This window comes from Lewinella sp. (genome assembly GCF_050633125.1).
In the GTDB taxonomy this organism is placed as follows: Bacteria; Bacteroidota; Bacteroidia; order Chitinophagales; family Saprospiraceae; genus Lewinella.
Genome location: NZ_JBOEFX010000013.1, coordinates 13,259 through 34,575 on the forward strand (window position 1 = coordinate 13,259; position 21,317 = coordinate 34,575).

Here is a 21,317-nt window from a genome sequence, read left to right on the forward strand (position 1 = left end):
TGCGCCAATGATCACAATAACATTTTAGACAAGCGCCTTCGGCGGCGGCACAGGAGGTGGATGAGTAATAGAGCGATAACGACACTCGTAACTATAAGGAATTCGTACGGACTGAAACGTCCGTGCCCCCCAGGTCAGAGGGTAAATACAGTACAGCGATTTAAAAAAATCTATAAGCTTTTCTTGCTGGGAATGCTGACTAGGTTGTTGATTTCTTGAACTTACAAGTAGCTCTTCCAGTTGCTGGTTCAATTTGGTTTCGGCTTCATCCCACCAGCACCAATAATAGGTCGTATCCCCTTTTTCTTCGGTCTTGACAATATCATACATCTGACCATCAAACTCAAACTCTCGGGAATGTTCCCAGCGGAGCAGTGTCTGTGATTCTTTTTCGGTAAACTTTAGCAATACGAGGCCGTTTTCGTCGCCACTATTAATGATTTCTCGCTCGACTTTTCGACGGGTTTGTTCCTTTTGGTAATGCAAATAGCCAAAGGTCAGCACAATGGGTGCTACCAAACAGAAGAATAGAAATATGCTAGCGGCTTTACCTTTCAAAAACAGGAGATTTAGAAACCGAAGTTAATCAATAATGGCTGGGTTTTTCCTAAAATTACACTTCATGTAAAGCAGCCAACTTTTATAAGCTATTGAATCATACAAGAGACGACAAGGCCATTTAAAGCTTAAAAAAATAGCGTCTTCTATGTTCTTACATTTCTTATATGGCTCCAATTATCTTTCTTAAAAGCACTTTCGAGCATTATCCCTCATCACAAGAGAGTATCACAAATACATTGTCAATGTTTACCTTTGCGGGGTAACTTTCAAACTCATTCCCTCTTGGCAGACCTTCTCCTTCTTACGCCCCCCTTTACCCAGCTGAATACGCCCTATCCGGCGACGGCCTACCTGAAGGGGTTTCTGAATACGAAGAATATCTCTTCCTACCAGATGGACTTAGGCATTGAGGTCATGTTGGCGCTGTTTACCCGCGAAAGCCTCGAGTTGCTCTTTGAGGCGGCCTACGAGCACGAACGCCTGGAGACGCCGAATACCCAGCGGATGTATGCCCTGCGGCATGCTTACCTTCGGACGATAGAGCCTGTCATCGCTTTTCTTCAAGGGCATCAGCCGACGCTGGCACGGCATATTTGTAGTGATAATTACCTGCCTCAGGCCAGTCGCTTCGAACAGCTGGACGATATGGAATGGGCGTTTGGCAATATGGGCATGCAAGACAAAGCCAAGCATTTTGCGACCCTCTACCTGGAGGATTTGTCTGACTTTATGGTGGAGTGCATTGATGAGCATTTTGGCTTTAGTCGCTATGCCGAGCGGCTGGGGAGATCAGCCAACAGTTTTGATGAACTTTACAGTGAGTTAGAGGAAGAGCTTTCTTACGTAGATCAATTGACGATAGATATCCTGGCGGAGCGCATCGCCGAAGTACAACCTAAACTGGTGTGTATTTCGGTACCATTTCCCGGTAATTTGTTCAGTGCTTTTCGTTGTGCCCAATACCTGAAAGCACATCATCCCGAGATAGAAACAGCCATGGGCGGTGGGTTTCCCAATACGGAATTGCGCTCGCTCAAGGAACCGCGCGTCTTCGAGTTTTTCGATTATATCACCCTCGATGATGGGGAACTGCCGATTGAGTTACTAGCCAACAATGTGCTGCTGCCCGCAGATAAAAATCCAGACTTCCAACTCTTCAAGCGCACCTTTCTGCTTGACGAAAAGGGCGAGGTGCTTTACAATAACTTCTCGCTGCGACAGGATTACAAGCAGAGCGCCGTGGGCACGCCTGATTATTCCGACTTGCTGCTGGACCAGTACATCTCTGTCATTGAGATTGCCAATCCGATGCACAGCTTGTGGAGTGATGGCCGCTGGAACAAGCTGACGATGGCGCACGGTTGCTACTGGGGCAAATGCACCTTTTGCGATATTTCTTTGGATTATATCAAGCTCTATGAGCCTGTGGCTGCGCGCTTGCTGGTAGACCGCATAGAAGAACTGATTGCCCAAACCGGTGAGCGTGGTTTCCACTTTGTGGACGAGGCCGCGCCGCCGGCCCTCATGCGGGCGGTAGCCCTGGAGATCATCCGGCGCGGCTTGACCGTAACGTGGTGGACGAATATCCGCTTTGAGAAAAGCTTCACCAGGGACTTGTGCCGACTGCTGGCCGCCTCGGGTTGTATTGCCGTTTCAGGAGGCCTGGAGGTCGCATCCGACCGCCTGCTGGACTTGATTCAAAAAGGGGTGACCGTGGCGCAGGTGGCTCGTGTAACTCGCTATTTTACGGAAAACGGAATCATGGTACACGCCTACCTCATGTATGGCTACCCTACTCAGACGATGCAAGAAACGGTTGATAGCCTGGAAATGGTACGACAATTGTTTGAAGTGGGTGTGCTACAATCGGGTTTCTGGCACCAGTTTGCCCTCACGGCGCACAGTCCAGTGGGCTTGGAGCCGGAAGCTTACGGGGTAGTGCCTCATCTCGCAGACATTACTTTCGCCAATAACGATATTCAGTTCACTGACAAAACCGGCATCAACCACGACCAGTTTAGCTTTGGTCTCAAAAAGTCATTGTTCAACTATATGCATGGCATTGGTTTTGAATTCGAACTACAAGAGTGGTTTGATTTTCCTCTGCCTAACACCACGATTGCAGAAGACTACATCGTCCGTAGTTTGGAAGATGCTCCCTATCCCATTACCAAACCCTCGGCCAAGATTGTTTGGTTGGGCAGTGTACCCAGCGTCACGCCCACTGGCAAGAGCAAGAAAGGTAAAACCTTGGTGGAGCTCACTTTTCATGACCAGCGCGACACCGTTTCCGTAAACCTCACGGAACCGCAATCTGAGTGGCTACTAGCCATACTCGAAAAAGCAGCGCCGCAGCAGGAGAAGCCCCTTGTGTTCAATCAATTGAAAGCAGACTATCTCCTTCATCTCGACAACTTTGATGCTTTTTGGTATTCTGATGAAATGGAGGTGGTGCGGGAAATTGGGTTGGTGGCAGTTTAGCAGGGAGGGAATCTTGGGAGTATCCCAAATAGTGTATCTCGCGCAGAGACGCAGAGGCGCAGAGGTTTTTTATTACTGGTTAAGTATCCCGACAACAAAGCTTTTGGGGCTTGTGCCCAAACTACTTTAAGGTCGGTAGAGATACATTTCGACTATTTTAGTTAGACACAGTTGACTGGATACTCTCGGGATCTTGAGAACAGGTGATATTTTGACAATTTTACGGCCACAACTGGCCTAGCGATGTGCAGCAGCTGCCCGGCACGGGCAGGCCCGAAGGGCTGAGTGAATAACGAACTGCGTAACGTAGCGCCCACGCGAATGCGGGGGAGGCCCCATAAAAAATTTAGTCCTTGCTTGAAAAACAAAAAATGAGAATATTATCCTGCATTATTACAGCATTTTTTCTCCAATGCAGTTGTTCTCCTACTCAACCTGCTCGTGCTAATCAATTTGTAGACAGCAGGGATCAGCAGGTCTATGAGGTCATTACCATTGGTGACCAAGACTGGTTGGGCGGCGATTTGAAATATCAAACACCTGCTTCCTTTTGCTATAAGAACGAGGAAGAAAATTGTCAGAAATATGGACGATTGTATTCCTTCTCCGAAGCCCAAATAGCTTGTCCCTCGGGCTGGCGACTACCCACGGAGATGGATTGGAGAACACTGGAACAAACGCTGGGCATGAAGCCTGCTGAAGCGGAGGCCATAAGGGTATGGCGAGGAGACCAGGAAGGTGCTTTGCTAGCGCAAAGGCTAGGGCTAGCATTTTCGGGCATGGGAAGATTTAGAGGTCGTGATTTTCTGGGCAAAGATCAATTTGTCTATTATTGGGTAGATGAACCGGGCCCATCAGGCGAGCAATTCTCGCTTTACCGAATGATTAGCAAAAAAGAAAGTAGAATCTATAGTGACCAAGTACCCAAAATGGACCTTTGCTGTGTGCGTTGTGTGAGGGATGACTAGGGGTACAGAATTTTCACCACAGAGGTATGTGGTCTTTTATTTATGCCTGTGTGTTTTATTCACCACATAGGTACAGAAGAGTACGGGGTGCGTTCAAAAAAAATGTAGAAAGGTGTAAAAAGAAGATGTATACTTGATCATTAAAGGCTCTCTATAAATTAGAGTTTGTTCGGAAATTTCATTCCAGATAGTACACTACACTATCGCGCAATTCGCTGATCAGCTCTTCGTCCATGTAGGGGTATTCGTCAGGGATATCCAGGACGATCACCGTTTTATCCTCTAACAGATCGCCAAAGTCAGCAGTGATACGTTGTTTGTGGGAATCCTCCATGACGAAGATGAGTTCTGCCCAATTGACCAGGCTGCCATTGACCCGGATACGGGCTGTTTTAGAAGTGCCGGCAGACTTTACGTTGATCCCCTCTGTATTACGAAAGATGGTCTCGGCAGTGCGGCTGCGCCATTCGTTTTTGCTACAAATGAAGAGGAGGTTTTTAGTTTTAGTCATGCATTAGATACGCTTACTTCTGAACCCGGGTAGAATGTAACATTTTCAGTTTCCAACCTTCGGAGGTCTTCACTGCTACGGCGCTTTCGAGCCAGTGGGCTTGCCCAGTGGTGTCTTTTCCGACGGTCCAGGTGCCATAGTTGTGGTAAGTTGTCCAAGCTAGTTCGCCATTGGCCCCTGTAGTCAGGAATTCCATATGATTGGTGCGTACGTATCCTTGCTCGATCATGCCTGCCATTGCGTTGCGTTGGTAGTTGATAATGGTGTCATTGGTCCATACTTCACCATGTTCTAGCAGCAGGAAGTCTTCGGTATGCAAGCGCGCCAAACTGTTGGTATCGAGGGCCGACCATACTTCGTCGAAAGCATCGATCACCAGTTGCTGGATGGCTTCTTCGGGGGTGATTTCGTCCACAGCCGTTTCGATTACGGTATCAGTTGGAGGGGTAGCTTGCTGACAGCCGTACATGGCGAGTAAAAAGAGGAGGTAAAGGCTTGTGGTTCTCATGATGAAATGTTGTTGTTTTTGTGATTTTTGGCGCTAAATGTATGATCGCACTGGTACGATTGGGTGCTGTTTACGTGTAATCGCAATCATACGATTACCGTCCCAGTTAGACCTACTTTTTTAAATTCTTCTCTCGTTCAAGTAATAGCATTTTCTGCCGCCCCAAGTCATTAAGCTGATTACCTAGATTGATGTACTTTTCGTAAATGAAAACGCCTCGCTCAGAAGACGCTTCAGGTACAATCATATACAAACACTCTCCAGGTTTGATTACAAAATAATTCATCCTCAGTTTAGCAGGAATCGTCATAACCAATGAGCTTTGATCAAAAACATCTTCCACCAGGTATTCGAGTTTATTTAACTCTTCTGCGACGATTACCTTTTTCAGGATAGGGTTCTCAATATGCACAATTGGATACTTACGTTAAATCATCACGTTTATTCCGCAATCCGAATCCCTCCATCTTCCAAGGTGATCTTCCGCTGACGGTACAGATCACCGATGGCTTTTTTGAAAGCTTTCTTACTGATATGAAAACGATGATAAATCACCTCTGGATCACTTTTATCCGTGATAGGCAGGAAGCCCCTGTTTTGCTCCAGGGCGTGGTAGATGTCCTCGCTGTTTTTGCTATTGAAGTTTTCATAGCCAATAGGGTGGAGTGAAATATCGATCTTGTTGCCTTCGCGGATTTTCTTGACGTAGGCAGTCATTTTATCACCGATGCGCAGGTCTTTGAAAATTTCATTTTTATAGGCCAATCCCCGATGTTGGTTATTCACGGTCACAGAGTAGCCAATTTCTGTTTCGCGATAAACAAGGATTTCAACTTCATCACCTTCTTCTACAGTTAGCTCGTCATTGACAAGCCATTTTTCCAATTTATTACTGGCGTAGAGGCGATCGGTTTCTTCATCCAGGGCTAGATACACCACGTACCAACGGCCTTCTTCCATTTTTACACGTTGCTCGCTGTAGGGCACCATCAGGTGTTTTTCCATTCCCCAATCCAGGAAGGTACCTACATCAGCGACATCTACGACCTCAAGTAAGGCAAACTCATTAAGTAATATACCCGGTGTGAGTGTAGTAGCAACCTTGCGCTCATCGTAATCGAGGTAAACAAAAACCCTGATTTGATCGCCAATATCGTAGTGTTCTGGCACATATTTATTGGGAAGTAGCACATCTTCGCCTTCTCCATCACCTAGGAAAAGACCTACACTGGTTTCTCTTAATATCTCTAAATCGTTGTATTGTCCGATGGCTATCACTTGCGCTAAATTTTACTTATTATTCTTGTTACCAACTTTTTCTTGCCGCAGAGGTACTGAGGCACGGAGGTTTTAGTTACTCTGCTTAGATATTTTCCTTACAGAAAGAAGAGGATGAATACACTAGTTAACAGTACGATTTGCTTCCTTTTTTGTCCACACCTCCCAACTTCCCCACAAAAGTACAACTATATATTCCAATCCTACGATCCAAAGATTTTCGTAGTATTCCGGATAGCTATAATTGATGTACGTCAGCAAAATCATTCCTGACCATACGACTGGCCAACGGTATGGTGTAAACAGGCATAACACCAGTGGCAGGGCCGTGTACCAAGGGTGAACCGTAGTGGCACAAAACAGATAAATACCGATAGCAAACAACCACCGCCCGGGCAGCTCAGCCCATACTTCGCTCGCGCGTTCTTGTATTGCCCGGCCGGTTATGGTCACAAAAACCAAAACCGCAAGAATGGGCCCTACAAAACGAATGAGGTTGAATCCACTGATCTGGTACCCCAGCCAACGGACAAAATAGTACAGCGATCCATTGAATTCAAATTGCTGAAAATAGAGATTGACGCTACTCCCGAAGTTCTTTAGGAATGTACTACTCAGTAGTGGCCACCAGCTAAGCATCAAGACCACGCCCAGAATGGTGAAGTACCCCAAGCTGCGCTTCCAACCCAAGCGCCGAATAAGAAATGGGAAAAACAACAATGGAAGCAGTTTGCTGGCTACGGCCAAAGCCATCGCCCCGGCTGATGCGACAAAAGTCCAACCTTTCCCTTCACGCCGCCACCGCAACAAGAGCCACAAACCCAAAAGCAAGAAAAAGATCATCGCTCCTTCAAAGTGTAAATTACCCACTACTTCGACAATAATCAACGGGTTGAGCGCGTACCACAGCACCCTCTTTGCTGGCAACCCCCATTCCCGCAACAGGGCCAACAAGAGGAAGATCGTTCCTACTTCCATCAACAGCAAAAACACCTGCATTACAAGCGCTGCGCCCCATACACTATTGGGCGAAAGCCAACAGGAAAAGGCAAATAAGCCCTGCGCTACTGGTGGGTAAATGGTATAATATTCCGGAGAATTGAGTTCATTAAAGAGTGCCTGGCCCAAGCCGGGCAACTGATGCCCTTGTTCCAAGTACCAGACCGGCAAATGATCAAAGGGGTTTTGCCCAGCCAGCCACAATCGGCCATCCCACACGAAGCGGTAAATATCATCAGATAATGCAGGAAATGCACCTACTAGCGCCAGGCGCAACAATATCGCTATCCCCAACCAGAAGGTAAGATCAGTAGACCTTGCGGTGCGCGTTTGCCAAACGTAGACAAAGAAAAACACCCCGTAACAAGAGAGAATTCGCACAAATGAAGACTGCTCTACCCCGTAACCTAAGCCTAAGGTTGCCAAAAGCATAACGAGGCCGGCAAGCAGTTGATGGAATCTTGGAAATTGCATGTCGGCAAAAATAACAAAGTGGTTAAGGATTCTTGCAATAACAGAATTCCTTAACCACTTTAAATACGTTTTCGTTGCGACAATTCTTGTACTATTCTGCCTTAATAAAAGATACTATTGTTGCTCCGTCTTTGCCCATAAAGGCCAGTTCGCCGTCAGTCATCTTGTAAGTAGCAGTATTATTTAAAGCCTGGTCATAGCTGTCGGGAATACTCATGTCCATGCACATTTTTTTTGTGCTGGCGATGTTACCTAACTCAATGGCAGATTCAGTAAGGGTATTAATCCCTCCATTGTAATTGTTACAACCATTGGAGCCAGCTATCATCATCTTTGCCAAGTCAACCTGTAGAACAGGCATCGTCGTTTCGTCAGTAAGTTCCTTTCCGGCAATACTCGTAGCCATCCACTTACCGTCCAGTGCAAACAAAGGATCTTCCATCTTTTTCAATACTTTTATCAAAGTATATTCCAGCGTGGATGCATCCATTGGGACTTTACCTTTTTCCCGAGTTGTTTTCTTTACTTCCAGCTTTTGAAAATAACCAGATTCAAATTCAAATCCTTTGATTTCTTCGTAAAAGAACTCCCACTCTCCCGAGGAAGGATCATCTCCTTTATAAACCTGTAAGCATTGCTTCAGTCCTGCGCCAGCGGAACACTCTGCTCTCGAACTATTGACCCAGAATGTTACAACATCATCACTATTCTTATTTTCCGTACAAGAGGAAAAGAACAACACAAAAAACAGACTAAATAGTGTGAAAGCAAATTCCTTTTTCATGGTTTTTCGTTTAGATTTCTTCTAAAACAACAAATGAAAAATATTTGTTCTCTCACTGACAAGGTCGATAAAAAACTACAGCCTTAAATGCTTTACAGAATACACGAAGATCGCGCCAAAACCGAGGGCAAGCATCAAGTGAAACATGACGAATGTTGTATTCTGTATATAGAATGCTCCACCTACTGCGGCAATGAAATACAGCGAAAGCAGCCCCTCTCCAATGGTTGTCCAAGTAAGTTTCTTGGTAAGGTAATTCTGCTTTTTAAAGCTATCCGTGATATTCTTGATATTGAACTTCGGCGTACGAATAAAAGGCGATTTCTTACCTCGGTAACCTTGCAATACAGCAACCGAGTTGTGCAATGAAAGCCCCATCGACAATGCCAAGAACAAAGGAAAGAGCAGGATAAACTTGGTTACTGCCTTTCCAAAATCTTTTTCCTGATTGGCCGGACTTTGAATATTCGCCACGTAGTAGATAGCGATAATCGACAACAAACCTACGAGGAAGTAAGCAAAGAAGTTTTTGCTGAAGCCCATTTCGATTAAATCGCCCATAAAGAACAATAACGGCACGCTCGATATTCCTGCCAGAAACACGAACAAGAAGACCGAACTTGCCAACAAGTGGCTGGTAGCGTGAACCTTCTGATTCAAGCTGAGATCTGAACGCCAAACGGTAGGCAGCATTTTTTTAGCGGTTTCCGCGCCACCTTTCATCCAGCGAAACTGCTGCGATTTGAAGCTATTCATTTCAGCAGGTAATTCGGCTGGAGAGCCAATGTTCTCCAAAAAGCGAATCTTATATCCCTTCAATTGAGAACGGATACTCAAATCCAAATCTTCGGTAAGGGTATCAGCTTCCCAACCGCCAGCATCTTCGATGGTTTTGCGGCGCCAAACACCAGCAGTACCATTAAATTGAAGCATGTATTCGCCGTTCATACGGCCCACTTGCTCTACTGTAAAATGCACATTCAGCTGTAAAGCCTGCAAGCGGGTAATGAGAGAATAATCTTCATTGATGTGCTCCCAACGAGTTTGTACTACGCCCACTTTTTCGTCCTGAAAGAACGGAAGGGTACGCAATAAAAAGTCTTTCTTAGGAAGAAAATCCGCATCGAAGATGGCCATAAATTCACCCTTCGCGGCAGACATGCCATCACGCAATGCGCCGGCCTTGAATCCTTGGCGAATTTCACGTGTCACCTGCTCGATATTATAGCCTTTGGCTTTATATTCCGCCACTTTAGCCGCGACAATATCGAGGGTTTCGTCGGTAGAATCATCCAGAATATGGATCTCGTATCGATCCTTCGGATAATCAAATTCTGCGACCGCATCGATCAGTCGTTCGATGACGTACATCTCGTTGTAAATCGGTAGTTGTACCGTAACAAACGGGTAAGCATCGGTATCTTCTTCGGCAAAAGCCGTCATCTGACCAGCGCCTGAACTCCAGCTATCACCACCAGCAGCTACTGCAACCTGTACAGGTTGCTCGTGCTCTGCCATGATCATTTCCGGCGTATTGCGGCGACCGCGCTTATAATAATACAACAAGTTGAACTGCATCACACAATAAATGGTGATGTACAACAAGGCGAGAGTATATACTCCCAACACGAAAAAAGCAAGTGTAGTCATGCTTATTGACTTTTACCTAGCTACTGAAACTACAGCAGCTTAAAAATGGTCCACAAAATTTTATATCCAGCCATTATCGTTCCACGAATGGTTCCAGAAACTTTTGACACCCCCACTCGGCGGCGGTAAGTAACGGAAACCTCCGTACAGCGTAATTTCTTTTTAGCAGCTTTAACCTGCATCTCTACAGTCCACCCAAAGTCAGGATCCTGCATTTCCAACGCTTGCAGTTTATCCCAACGGATTGCCCGAAAAGGGCCAAGGTCTGTAAAGTGATAGTTGTAAAACAGTCGGATCAAATTTGTGGCCAGCCAGTTGCCAAAAATTTGTTGGGGTTGCATCGCACCGCTCTCCATCGCTCCTGTGGCCCGAGAGCCAATCACCATGTCCATCTCCTCTTCGAGTATCGGTTTGATCAACAAAGGTAACTCTTCTGGATGATCCGAGTAGTCTCCATCCAAAAAAACCACAATGTCAGGCTGTTCTGATAGCTTTTTAGCTGTAATATGGGCCATGCCAGCCAAACAAGCACTTCCATACCCCGGCCTTGGCTGGTCAACAACTGTAGCACCTCCTGCCGCAGCTACTTCAGCCGTTTTATCAGTACTTGCATTGTTACAAACAATAATATCTCGTACCCAATCCCGGGGAATATCTGCTACAACCAGCCCAATAGAAGCTTCTTCATTGTAAGCAGGAATAATAAGATCAATAACAGGTTTGCTCAAAGTTGATGCTTTACTAGAAGCAGAGATGCCCCATTCTACTTAAGATTTCGGCGCAAAGGTACACCAAATGAATAGATTCTGCTTGTCCCAATGGCTACATATTCAGTACTTAAGCACTTTGCTATAAAAAAAGAACATTATTTTTCTTCAATTCGTAACCTTCACCGCTGTCCACCGTACAATAGCGACAAATGGGTAGACTTCGGTTTGCCTAGGCACAAATAACAATAATGAGTGAAACCATATAGCTTCGGCCTTCCTACGGGTTGCTGAAGCACAAATCGGCTTTTGTATTAACCCTCCGAAAAAATCGGGCAAAAGTCGTGCTAATTTACTTGCGGATAAATCATTTCACTCATGCGTAACGGAAATACTCTTTTACCGACGACACAGCTGGACCTTGCACTAGAGCGCCTGGAATTACTTCTGGAGCCTGGCTCACAGGAGTTGTTTGAAAAATTACAGACCCAAAAGGATATCCATCTTCCCTACTTGAGCCAAGAACTCAGAGCATCTCCTGGGAAACTAAAACGGCAGCTTGATAAACTCAAAGCTACCGGGCTGGTCTACAGCTCTAAACGATATCCTAAAAGTTATTCTCTTAATCACTTACGGTGTTTAAAAATCAGGCTTCAGGTAGAAGCGGTTGTCGAAGCCTTGTAATAATGGCTGTTCAATATGCTACGAAGAGATTAACAAGACAATGCACTTGGCATCCCCGCCACCTGCGGGGCGGCCGGGCTGTCCGTTCGCTATCGCTACCTTCTATCCCTGGCTGTGCTCTCCCGATGGAAGATCGAGATGCGCCGAGTTCACCTGTTCGGTTCGCTGGTAGATAGAGCTCTGAGCTTCTTTCTCTATCCTATCTACTGCCACCGACTCACCCAGGCACTGAGTGCTATGGCCAATGCTGTAGCTACATTTAAACTGGAATTGCGGCCGTACATAGAAATGTGTACACAATCATCTAACACCTCCAACACCTCTTTACTAATACCGGATTGTTCAGCACCTAGTACCAATACCGTAGGCTGCTGAACTTCGGTGCTTAAGTATTCATCCAAAGCCTTGCTTTGATTGGTAATCTCTACCCCTATCAGGGTATATTTTTTTGCTCTTAGCTCTACTAATGCCTCTGCTAAATTGTGCTGATGCACAAAAGGCACCCAGCTCTCCGTACTACGGGCGGTCTTACTGATTTTGCGGTTGGGTGGCACCGGTGTCGTTCCTCCCAACCAAATAGCTTCCACGCCGAAGGCATCCGCCAGACGAAAAGCCATCCCCACATTCCGGGGGTCCTGCCAATTATCACAGGCCAGAATGAGGGGAAATGTTCGTGTCATCCAACGGGTCTCCCCGTGGCTCAATTGTTGTTGTTCCAACAGCTAAGTTTTAGTCATTAACTCGGAAAGAGATGTTGCAAATCACACCATAGGTGGAAATCTTGCCATCCTGAACGTGGGCCTTGATATCTTTTACGTATACCGAATCCACATTACGGACGGTTTTGCTTACTTCTGTTACTGCTTTTTGGATAGCGTCTTCAATGCCCTTTTCAGACGAGGCGATTACTTCAATTACTTTGACAATCATAGTTTTCTTGTTTTTGTTAATAGATGAAAGTAAGATAAGGATTTTAGACGTAGTGATTTAATAACCTTGTACCTGCTGCCTATGTTCGAACGAGATGAGCACCTAAAGCAGCATTTCCTCCTTTCGTCGTATCTTTACCTTGAGGCTTGGGCAAAAATCGTATTTTCTGGTCCAACCTTCACAATATTATCCCAAGAACAGCAGTCTATAAAGCGCTTAGGAACAGTACGAAAATACTTAGACGTTTTATCAACTGCAAGAACATTCACCCCATGCGCCAACCGCTTGTGCGCCTTTTGCTGCTTTCCATTTTCACCGTGATAGCTCTATCGCGGGGCTTTGCCCAGAATTGTGGACAAAGAGATACCATCATTTTCACCGCTAATACTACGAGTTCCGTATCCCTTGATATAAGTGATTACTTTAATGACGACCTCAGCGATCCAATGCAGGGTTTATGTGGTATAGAACTGGGATTTGTCCATCAGTTTGTAGAAAATTTTGAACTTTCACTTACTTCTCCAGGTGGCCAAACTGTTGGCCTTCTCGGGCCAAATAGTGATGACCCTTTTGCTTTCACCCCTGGTACGCAATGGCAGATCAACTTGGTCAACTGTGGCTCTGTCGCCCAACCCGATAGTGCTTTCGCCGATCAGTGGAACAACGACCAGGTCGAAAACTGGGTGCCTTTTGGTTTTTACAATGGCTCTTACTACCCTTATGGCGGTTGTCTCGAAGATTTCAATACTGGCCCCGTCAATGGAACCTGGACGTTCAACATTACCAACAATCCCTCCAATAACCCCGGTGCAATCACCTACCTCCGGCTCATTTTTTGCGATAGTCGAGGTGTAGAATGCTGCTTTGCCCAAGCGGGTGAGTGGCAGAACGAAGATATCCTGGCTTGTATAGGTGCCGACACCTTGGCAATCACACCAGATATCAATTTTTTTCTTGGCGAAGCGGATACGCTGGAATACAGCTACGCCTATCTTATTGGTCTGGATGGCATATACCAACAACTTGATTCTGTACTCGACCTACGAACAGCGGCCGCTGGGGAATATGATATTTGTGGCTTCTCGTACCGCAGCAATCAACTCGATAGCCTCCCTCTCCCTGACGGCGTGCTTACCCTCGACAGTATCCGTACCAACCTCGAAGGGCTTGAACCCTGGCTATGTGGTGTACTTACGCCCGAGTGCCTCCATGTTTCTATCGTTGCCCCACCCGATACCACCCGGCTCAATGAACGCATTTGTCGAGGAGACAGTATCGTCGTTGGGACACAAAGCTTTCATGATGGTGGTTTTTACACCGTAGACCTTGAAAATTATGCCGGCTGTGACAGCATCGTCACCCTTGACCTTTTTGTTCAAGAGGTACAATTTACCAGTATAGATACGACCCTCTGCCCTGGAGATACTGTATTCGTAGGTAATGAATTTTATTTCGAAACCGGCGTTTACAGTGACACGCTCGCCAGCGTTGAACTGGGCTGCGATAGCATTGTCAACCTCAATCTGATCGTATTGGCCGAACAGATTACACCAATTACACCGGTTATTTGTGCTGGCGAAAACTTTGCGGTGGGTGATAGTTTGTTGACCAATACAGGCAACTACCAAATTTTACTAACCTCCGTAGCCGGTTGTGATAGTTTGGTAATCGTAGACTTATTGGTACTTGAACCCCAGGCCGCTATTACTGGCCCGCCAGAAATAGATTGTGCTCAACCGGAAGTTACTTTGAATAGTAGCGGATCGTCTCCTGCTGGGGAACTTAGTTTTCAATGGTTCGCCATTGATGAGACAATATTAGGCAACACCCCTACCCTGCTAGTCGATGCTGAAGATGCCTATATTTTAGAAGTAAGCCAGGAAGTTTCAGGAACCGTCTGTACTGCCCGTGACACCTTTGCCTTAAGTGCAAATTTTGATACGCCTATCGCCGATGCCGGACCAGCAACCAGCGTCACCTGTGCCCAACCAAGTGTACAAATTGGTGGGCCTACAACGAGTATTGGTAATGCCTACACTTACCAGTGGCAAACCACCAACGGCAGCATTACTGGGCCCCTAGACAGTCTATTCACTACCGTCAACATTGCGGGTGACTACCAACTTATCGTCCAGGATACCTTTAGTTTCTGTACCGACACCAGTACGGTTAGCGTCGTGGCAGATCAACTTCCACCAGATGTTTTTACGGGTCCGGGGTTCACGCTCAATTGTCTCCTCCTTGCGGATACCCTTGATGGTTCCGCCTCTTTAGGCCAAGGGATTTCGGCCAGCTGGTCTGGGCCTTGTATTACAGAAACACCCGGCTCTGGTTTGGCCATTATTGACTGCCCAGGGTGGTACTACCTGGAAGTTGTTAATGCCAACAATGGTTGTAGTGCCCTGGATTCCTTATTGATTGAAGAAGATCTAACACCGGCATTTGCGGTGATTGCTCCCGCCGATACGCTCACTTGCGTAGAGGAGACCGTAGTACTCGATGGTACGCTATCAACTCCTAACGGTATCATTGATTTCACATGGACAGGCCCTTCTGGGCAAAACGCCAATACCCCCACATTTCCGGTGGCAGAAACGGGCAATTATGAATTGATTATCATTCGGCAGGATAATTTTTGCCGGGATACTTCTACTATTTTCGTAGAACAAGATACCCTGGCGCCGACTGCCGACGCTGGGCCTGATACTACCTTGAATTGTTACTCAGCGATGTTCCTTTTGCAAGGCAATACTACCTCAACCGGCCCTTTTTACAGTTATCAGTGGTACAGTAGTGGCACCCCCATCCCCAACGCCACCAACGACAGCTTACTGATTACAGAAGCAGGCACCTATTCCCTCGAAGTCACTGACATCCGTAATGGTTGCACCGCCCTAGATACTGCTGAAGTCGACGAAGACTTTATTACTCCTGAAGATGTCATCGCAGGGCCAGGCCAACTGTTGACTTGTGGTGGAGACATTGTTCAACTCCAACCAGACAGTACTATTTTTTCCAGGCCCGTCACTTGGGAATGGACAGCCGACTGTATCACCCCTCAATCAGACAGTTGGGCTATTTTTACGGATTGCCCCGGACTTTATACCCTTACGGTAACCAATATTGACAATGGATGTAGTGGGAGTGATACCACCAGGGTTAACCTGGCTCCTAATTTCAGTATCTCCATTTTGCCAGACACTGCTTACCTCTCTTGTGAAACAGGGTCGGTAGTTTTAGACAACAACGGTAGCATTGGCAGTGTATTTCAATGGTTTTTAGATGACGTAGCCATTAGTTTGCCTAATAATCAGCCTAGTGTTCAAGAACCCGGCATTTATTCCCTGGTCACCAGTGACATTAACCAATCCTGTTCTGATACAGCCTTCGTAGAAGTACTGATAGACTGTACTCCCGTAGCGGTTATTGATCCCGCTGAAGTGCTTACTTGCGCTCAGCAGTCCATCTTTTTAGATGGGTCAAATAGCCAAGTTATCGGCCCACAGACTTATGCCTGGACAGGGCCATCTGCGGGGTGCCTAATATCTCCTGCTGATTCGCCAACCATTGAGGTGGTTTGCCCTGGGGAATATCAGCTCATTGTTGAGCACAGTATCTTCAATTTACGAGACACCGCAACGATAACTGTCTTAATCGACACTGTCGCACCCATCGTCGAAGCTGGCCCCAACCAACAAATAACGTGTAATAATACCCTCGCTGACTTACAGGGGTCTGTGATAGGTGATGTCAATGATTATACTTTTGCATGGACTACTTTTTTCGCCCCTGATGACACCCTTACTCAAAACATCAACTATGCTACCAATACTGCCGGTACTTATGTATTCATGGCGCAGGACACAGACAATGGTTGTATTCGTACAGATGTTGTACAGGTTACGCTCAACAACAACCCACCAACGATTGCTTTTGGTAGCTCCGTTTTCCCTTGCCAGGTGGATACTTTCCGTTTACAAGCTTTTGTCAATCCGCCCGCAGGAGATTACACCTACACCTGGAATGGCCTGGGGATAGAGCAAGATGCTGATAGTCTAGCTGTTTTAATCAACCAGCCCGGCGACTATACTTTTTCTGTCATCAATAATCAGACAGGTTGTTCAGACAATGACCTCGTTACTGTTACAGAACAAACCTGCGTCCCCTGTCTGGATTTAGCTTCTGTAGATACCCTTGATTGCATTACCTCCATTGTCAATCTCGAGGTAGAATTTTGCCGCGAATGTGAAGGTTGTGTTCTTCAGTGGTCAGATGAAACCGGTGACATAGCCGGTGAAGACAGTCTATTCTTAGCTGTCAACCAGCCCGGTAATTATACACTCACCGCAACCGATACACTCGGGTTCAGCACTATCGTTACAGCTACCGTCCTGCAATTGACAAATACGCCACTCGTTGATCTTGGACCAGATCGAATGATCACCTGTGATAGTACCAACATTCTTTTGCAAAACTTATCCAACAATGAAGATTTTGAGTACAGCTATCGCTGGGAAGAAACAACGTTGGGCAACCTGCCTGAATCCTCTCCCACACTAACAGTTACTAGTCCCGGAGAATACGTATTGGAGTTAACAAATCTACTCACTGGCTGTAGCCAAACGGATACCGTTTTAGTAATAGAAAACCTGGTCTTACCTGTCGCCGAGGCTGGGCCGGATATGGACCTCACCTGCCAAGACAATGTAACACCTCTTGATGGTACTGGCTCCACTCTTAGTGGCGTAAGCTATCAATGGACGGGCCCAAATGCTGCGTGTATCTCTGGTGAAGACAACACCACGCCGCTGGTCACCTGTCCCGGATTGTATACCCTGGAGGTGACCAACCTACTAAACGGCTGCTCTACTACCGACACGGTACGCGTAAGACTCAATGAAGAGATACCCGAACTGACTAGCTTCCCGGATACCGTGCTTACCTGCACACAAAGCAGCGTTACCCTGACCTCCTCGCCGCCAACGACAGGGAGCTTTACTACCCGCTGGTGCCCCCTTGATGAATTTGGCGACGAGGTTACTTCTATGTGTACTCAAAACACAACGGACTTCGTAGTGACTATGCCCGGCCAATATCAATACACCGCAGAAAATGATGCTACTGGTTGTAGCAATAGCTTCATAGTTACCGTAGGTATTGACACCCTTCCCCCTGTCATTGATGCAGGGATAGCAGACACGCTCTATTGTACGCTAAACAGTCTCCAACTAGCAGGCACAGCCCCTGGTGATGCGACCTATTTATGGAGCAATCCGGAAATGGCACAAATAGACAACCCTACTTCGTTGCAACCAACCATCTATGCAACCGGCTGGTATTTTCTCGATGTACAATCACAAGCCAATGGTTGCGTTGCCAGTGATAGTGTTTTTATCGCCGAAGACGCCAACCAACCGGTACTTACAGCTGGCAATGACACCCTCATTAACTGTTTCCAACCAGAAATACGATTGTCGGCAACAGGGTCAACTTTTAATGGTGGAAGTAGCTGGCTTTGGAGTACGTCTACAGGTAATTTGATTGAGGATGAAGATACTCCTACCCCACTCATAGGTGCCAGTGCTTGGTACTTCGTAACATTGACAGATACAGGTAATGGTTGCTTCGTTACCGACAGCTTATTGGTGGATGAAGATTTCATAACGCCCCAAGCTGTCGTGGATAATCTTGGAAACTTACAACTCAGCTGTGCACAAGACACCTTATTACTGGATGGTACTAACTCTTTAAGCAACACAAGCAACGGGCTGTTTTACTCTTGGCAAACTACCCCTGCTGGTAATTTATTTCCCGACCTCGCTGCCCCACAGGTGTTTACCGATCGCCCTGGTAATTATGCGCTCATTGTTACAGATAGTGAAAATGGCTGTACAGACACGCTAGACTTTAATGTAAGCAGTGATTTCACCCTTCCATTATTGACTTTAGCACCAGCTGATACGATCACTTGTAGTAATTCAAACAGTACTTTAAGCACCTCCACACCTACAGATCCTGATGGTTTTCAATTTTTGTGGACCAATGAAAACGGAGAAACAATAAGCACTACCCCCACCGCTGAAGCAACAGCTAGTGGCTGGTATACCTTGGTATTAACAGCTGACGAAAATGGATGTAGTAGCTTTCCTGATTCTGTTTTTGTTGGTAGTAATTTCACCCTACCTGAAGTAGAAGCCAACACCGATGGTGATATAGATTGTAATAATATTTTGATTCATCTAAATGGTACTGGTTCTTCTCAAGGAGCCAACTATAGCTATCAATGGTCCAGCACCAATGGTACACTACTTGGAGATGGTACAAACCTATTAGATTCGGCGATAGTAGCAGGAATTTATACCTTAATGGTCACCGATATTTCTACGGGCTGTACTGCATCCGATAGTATTGAAATAATACTACAAGGTGCCCCCATTGATAGCCTGGACATAGAAATTGTATCGCCGCTTTGTGTCGGAGAACTTTCCGGCAGTATTAGTGTCAATGCTGTCTTTGGAGGGACCCCTCCTTATCTTTATCAAATAAACAATCAGGGATTCAACAGCTTATCTTTCTTTGAAGACCTCCCTCCCGGCGCGTACCAGCTACAAGTTTTGGACAGCCAGGGTTGTGATTGGGAAGAAACGGCCACCTTGATGGTTCCTCTCCCGCTAGGTCTAGAACTGGGGCCTGATCAAGAGGTCTCGCTAGGTGACAGCCTTCAGCTTGAACCTGAATTAACTCGCCCTATTATTGATTGGAAGTGGAATGCTCCGGGCTTGCTTCAAGAAAATGCCCCTTTCCTACCATTTATCACACCGCAAGAAACTCAATATATTCTTCTGACTGTCATCGACGAAAACGGTTGTACGGCTAGTGATACAATGCGTGTTTTTGTCAATAACCGCACTAGGGTTTTTATTCCGACGATCTTCTCTCCGAATGGAGATGACAACAATGATCTATTTACTATTTACGCTGGTGATGAAGTCGTAGAAATCGAAAGCCTACGCATCTTTAGCCGCTGGGGAAACATGGTCTTTGAGAGAGACAACTTCCCACCTAATGACGCTACGCTAGGCTGGGATGGCACCCTCTGGGGCGAGCCGCTCAACCCAGCCGTTTTTGTCTATTACGCCCAAGTCCGCTATACCGATGGCAGTACGGAATTGATCACAGGCGATGTGGTGCTGATGAAATAGTGTTTTTTTTAACCTCCCAAGGGCACCAGCGTCGGGTAAATTCGTGAATTTACCTTGTTTGGCTAGGTCCTTATATGGTTTTAAAAATCCTTCGGTGCCTTTGGTGGTTTAAAACTATTCCCTTACCAAATCGGAAATAATGGTGTTGCGTGCTTGTTCTATTTGCACCTGATTTTGATAAACCTGTCTTAGGAATTGTGCCTTTCGCGATTGCTGATCCTTCAATTGAGCTGCCGCTTTTCCTACCAGTTGCCGAGCTTCTCCGCCACAATCTGAAGAAGGGTCTATTTTGCCAATTTCGTCAAGCGCAGCCTTGGGCATTTCCAAGGCCAACTGCTGGTGAGCCATTTCCAGATGTTGCCGGCAAGACGCTGCCTGATAATCCAGGTAGTAAGCCTGGCGCTTATCTCGGGCCTGAGCATAACAGGGAGAGGCCATTGGGATCGCATCCGTGATGGCGAGGGCGGTGAGCAGGTTGCCTCGCTCTGCTTGTTGGGCAGCTGTAGCTAATAAGTCATTACAGTTGGCTGTAAACGTCTTTTGATAATCCGCCTTCAGTGTTTCCCATAGGCGATTGACGGAGGTGCCGCCGTTCGTCAATTGCCGGAGAGCATTCCGACGAGCATCGGCCTGAGAACTCCCTGTTGCTTGTAGCGAAGTACTGGCGGTGCTTATCACCTGGTCGCTACCGCTCAATCTCAAATTAACCAGGAGGTCATAGGCCGCTACAAAACGGTTACGCATTCCCTCAATTTGCCCTTCACGGGCGAGTACCAAGTCGGCTTCCAACAATACACCGGAGAGACTGTCTAATAGTGCACCATTACGCTGCAAAGCTGGCGTGAGCCGTTGTACAACATCCTCCTCCACACTTTTTGCAAAGCGTAATTGCAGGGGAAGGTCCTGTGCTATTCCGTTAAGGAAACCAGAGAGGAGCAAAATCAATGAAAATAATCGCATAATTAGCTAGTTAAGGAAGTGTGTGCCGTGTTCATTTGTTCATCTTTCTTATCGAAACCATTTCATACTTTGTTTCTGAATGGTGATTTGATTCTTCATCATGATAAATGTAAATTAATTCGATTTGATGAATGATTTCCAAGTCACTCCTATTTGAAATTATCGAATTAAGTATTTCCAATTTCTTACCCGTTTTTTGAATACAAATGGTGATTAATGTATTTGGCTTTGATTCGGCTATAACTCGATTTAAAAATTCCGTTTCCTTTACCCTTTCTTTTTTACCAAAATGAAACATGCTATCCAAAAGAATAAATTCAAATTCTCCAAAATTCGAGTAATTGAAAATATCATCAACAATTCCGAGCAATGGCAAATTTTCTTTTTTCGCAATTTCATTTAACTGCTCAATTCCAACCTTGGAATTATCTATTCCTGTTACAACAAACCCCAATTTTGCCAAAGCAATTGAGTCTCTTCCTTGTCCACAACCAAGATCCAATAGTTTGCTTTTGACTTTTATTCTCGAATAAAAGTCTATCAATTCGGGATATGGATTTCCAAATAAGTTTTCTGTTTGATAGTATTTATCGTATTCAACTTTCATTGTTTACTGTTTT

17 protein-coding genes are annotated in these 21,317 nt (G+C 46.0%); 4 read left to right on the forward strand and 13 right to left on the reverse strand.

The window, feature by feature from the left end; genetic code table 11:
- Positions 1-24: 24 nt before the first annotated feature.
- On the reverse strand, positions 25-558 hold the full coding sequence (locus ACRBG0_RS02860; RefSeq protein ID WP_431485420.1) for a hypothetical protein: 534 nt from the start codon (positions 556-558) through the stop codon (positions 25-27).
- 285 nt (positions 559-843) lie between these two features.
- Here ACRBG0_RS02860 and ACRBG0_RS02865 point away from each other — a divergent pair, with 285 nt between their 5' ends.
- Positions 844-3,042 (forward strand): B12-binding domain-containing radical SAM protein, encoded by a 2,199-nt coding sequence (locus ACRBG0_RS02865; protein ID WP_431485421.1) that lies wholly within the window; start codon positions 844-846, stop codon positions 3,040-3,042.
- A gap of 371 nt (positions 3,043-3,413) precedes the next feature.
- Complete coding sequence (locus ACRBG0_RS02870; RefSeq protein WP_431485422.1) at positions 3,414-4,010, forward strand: FISUMP domain-containing protein; 597 nt, start codon at positions 3,414-3,416, stop codon at positions 4,008-4,010.
- Between the two features lie 178 nt (positions 4,011-4,188).
- On the opposite strand, the gene ACRBG0_RS02875 is transcribed toward ACRBG0_RS02870, so the two are convergent.
- The 8 genes from ACRBG0_RS02875 to ACRBG0_RS02910 form a co-directional block, all read right to left on the reverse strand.
- Positions 4,189-4,521: a low molecular weight protein tyrosine phosphatase family protein gene (locus ACRBG0_RS02875; protein ID WP_431485423.1), complete on the reverse strand. Its 333-nt coding sequence runs from the start codon at positions 4,519-4,521 to the stop codon at positions 4,189-4,191.
- Positions 4,522-4,534: 13 nt separating this feature from the next.
- The gene (locus ACRBG0_RS02880; protein WP_431485424.1) at positions 4,535-5,029 is read right to left on the reverse strand and encodes a DUF4440 domain-containing protein; all 495 of its coding nucleotides are present in this window, start codon (positions 5,027-5,029) and stop codon (positions 4,535-4,537) included.
- 112 nt (positions 5,030-5,141) lie between these two features.
- Complete coding sequence (locus ACRBG0_RS02885; protein ID WP_431485425.1) at positions 5,142-5,441, reverse strand: hypothetical protein; 300 nt, start codon at positions 5,439-5,441, stop codon at positions 5,142-5,144.
- Positions 5,442-5,470: 29 nt separating this feature from the next.
- Positions 5,471-6,307, reverse strand: a complete 837-nt coding sequence (locus tag ACRBG0_RS02890) for a CvfB family protein (RefSeq protein WP_431485426.1) — start codon at positions 6,305-6,307, stop codon at positions 5,471-5,473.
- A 123-nt stretch (positions 6,308-6,430) separates the two neighbouring features.
- A complete protein-coding gene (locus ACRBG0_RS02895; RefSeq protein ID WP_431485427.1) occupies positions 6,431-7,780 on the reverse strand; it encodes a glycosyltransferase 87 family protein in 1,350 nt (449 codons plus the stop codon).
- A gap of 91 nt (positions 7,781-7,871) precedes the next feature.
- A complete protein-coding gene (locus ACRBG0_RS02900) occupies positions 7,872-8,564 on the reverse strand; it encodes a DUF4377 domain-containing protein (RefSeq protein ID WP_431485428.1) in 693 nt (230 codons plus the stop codon).
- A gap of 75 nt (positions 8,565-8,639) precedes the next feature.
- A complete protein-coding gene (locus ACRBG0_RS02905) occupies positions 8,640-10,214 on the reverse strand; it encodes a cellulose synthase family protein (RefSeq protein WP_431485429.1) in 1,575 nt (524 codons plus the stop codon).
- 29 nt (positions 10,215-10,243) lie between these two features.
- A complete protein-coding gene (locus ACRBG0_RS02910) occupies positions 10,244-10,942 on the reverse strand; it encodes a glycosyltransferase family 2 protein (protein ID WP_431485430.1) in 699 nt (232 codons plus the stop codon).
- A 357-nt stretch (positions 10,943-11,299) separates the two neighbouring features.
- On the opposite strand from ACRBG0_RS02910, the gene ACRBG0_RS02915 reads away from it, so the two are divergent.
- Entirely contained in the window at positions 11,300-11,605 is a 306-nt protein-coding gene (locus tag ACRBG0_RS02915) for a hypothetical protein (RefSeq protein WP_431485431.1), read from the forward strand.
- A gap of 203 nt (positions 11,606-11,808) precedes the next feature.
- Here ACRBG0_RS02915 and ACRBG0_RS02920 read toward each other — a convergent pair whose 3' ends face one another.
- The gene (locus ACRBG0_RS02920) at positions 11,809-12,324 is read right to left on the reverse strand and encodes a TrmH family RNA methyltransferase (RefSeq protein WP_431485432.1); all 516 of its coding nucleotides are present in this window, start codon (positions 12,322-12,324) and stop codon (positions 11,809-11,811) included.
- A 10-nt stretch (positions 12,325-12,334) separates the two neighbouring features.
- Positions 12,335-12,535 (reverse strand): dodecin family protein, encoded by a 201-nt coding sequence (locus ACRBG0_RS02925; protein ID WP_044085587.1) that lies wholly within the window; start codon positions 12,533-12,535, stop codon positions 12,335-12,337.
- A 272-nt stretch (positions 12,536-12,807) separates the two neighbouring features.
- On the opposite strand from ACRBG0_RS02925, the gene ACRBG0_RS02930 reads away from it, so the two are divergent.
- Positions 12,808-19,737, forward strand: coding sequence for a gliding motility-associated C-terminal domain-containing protein (locus ACRBG0_RS02930; protein ID WP_431485433.1), 6,930 nt, complete (start codon positions 12,808-12,810; stop codon positions 19,735-19,737).
- A gap of 114 nt (positions 19,738-19,851) precedes the next feature.
- Here the strand turns inward: ACRBG0_RS02930 and ACRBG0_RS02935 are convergent, their stop codons facing one another.
- Positions 19,852-20,697 carry a hypothetical protein gene (locus ACRBG0_RS02935; RefSeq protein WP_431485434.1) on the reverse strand — a complete coding sequence of 282 codons (846 nt, stop codon included), beginning with the start codon at positions 20,695-20,697 and terminating at the stop codon, positions 19,852-19,854.
- Between the two features lie 31 nt (positions 20,698-20,728).
- Positions 20,729-21,304, reverse strand: a complete 576-nt coding sequence (locus ACRBG0_RS02940) for a methyltransferase domain-containing protein (protein WP_431485435.1) — start codon at positions 21,302-21,304, stop codon at positions 20,729-20,731.
- Positions 21,305-21,317 lie beyond the last annotated feature (13 nt).

Excerpts from the sequence above, each read along its gene's own strand:
- ACRBG0_RS02875 (WP_431485423.1), bottom strand. The coding sequence starts at position 4,521 with ATGACTAAAACTAAAAACCTCCTCTTCATTTGTAGCAAAAACGAATGG.
- ACRBG0_RS02925 (WP_044085587.1), bottom strand. The coding sequence starts at position 12,535 with ATGATTGTCAAAGTAATTGAAGTAATCGCCTCGTCTGAAAAGGGCATT.
- ACRBG0_RS02870 (WP_431485422.1), top strand. The coding sequence starts at position 3,414 with ATGAGAATATTATCCTGCATTATTACAGCATTTTTTCTCCAATGCAGT.
- ACRBG0_RS02915 (WP_431485431.1), top strand. The coding sequence starts at position 11,300 with ATGCGTAACGGAAATACTCTTTTACCGACGACACAGCTGGACCTTGCA.
- ACRBG0_RS02940 (WP_431485435.1), bottom strand. The coding sequence starts at position 21,304 with ATGAAAGTTGAATACGATAAATACTATCAAACAGAAAACTTATTTGGA.
- ACRBG0_RS02880 (WP_431485424.1), bottom strand. The coding sequence starts at position 5,029 with ATGAGAACCACAAGCCTTTACCTCCTCTTTTTACTCGCCATGTACGGC.
- ACRBG0_RS02930 (WP_431485433.1), top strand. The coding sequence starts at position 12,808 with ATGCGCCAACCGCTTGTGCGCCTTTTGCTGCTTTCCATTTTCACCGTG.
- ACRBG0_RS02935 (WP_431485434.1), bottom strand. The coding sequence starts at position 20,697 with ATGCGATTATTTTCATTGATTTTGCTCCTCTCTGGTTTCCTTAACGGA.
- ACRBG0_RS02905 (WP_431485429.1), bottom strand. The coding sequence starts at position 10,214 with ATGACTACACTTGCTTTTTTCGTGTTGGGAGTATATACTCTCGCCTTG.
- ACRBG0_RS02900 (WP_431485428.1), bottom strand. The coding sequence starts at position 8,564 with ATGAAAAAGGAATTTGCTTTCACACTATTTAGTCTGTTTTTTGTGTTG.
- ACRBG0_RS02895 (WP_431485427.1), bottom strand. The coding sequence starts at position 7,780 with ATGCAATTTCCAAGATTCCATCAACTGCTTGCCGGCCTCGTTATGCTT.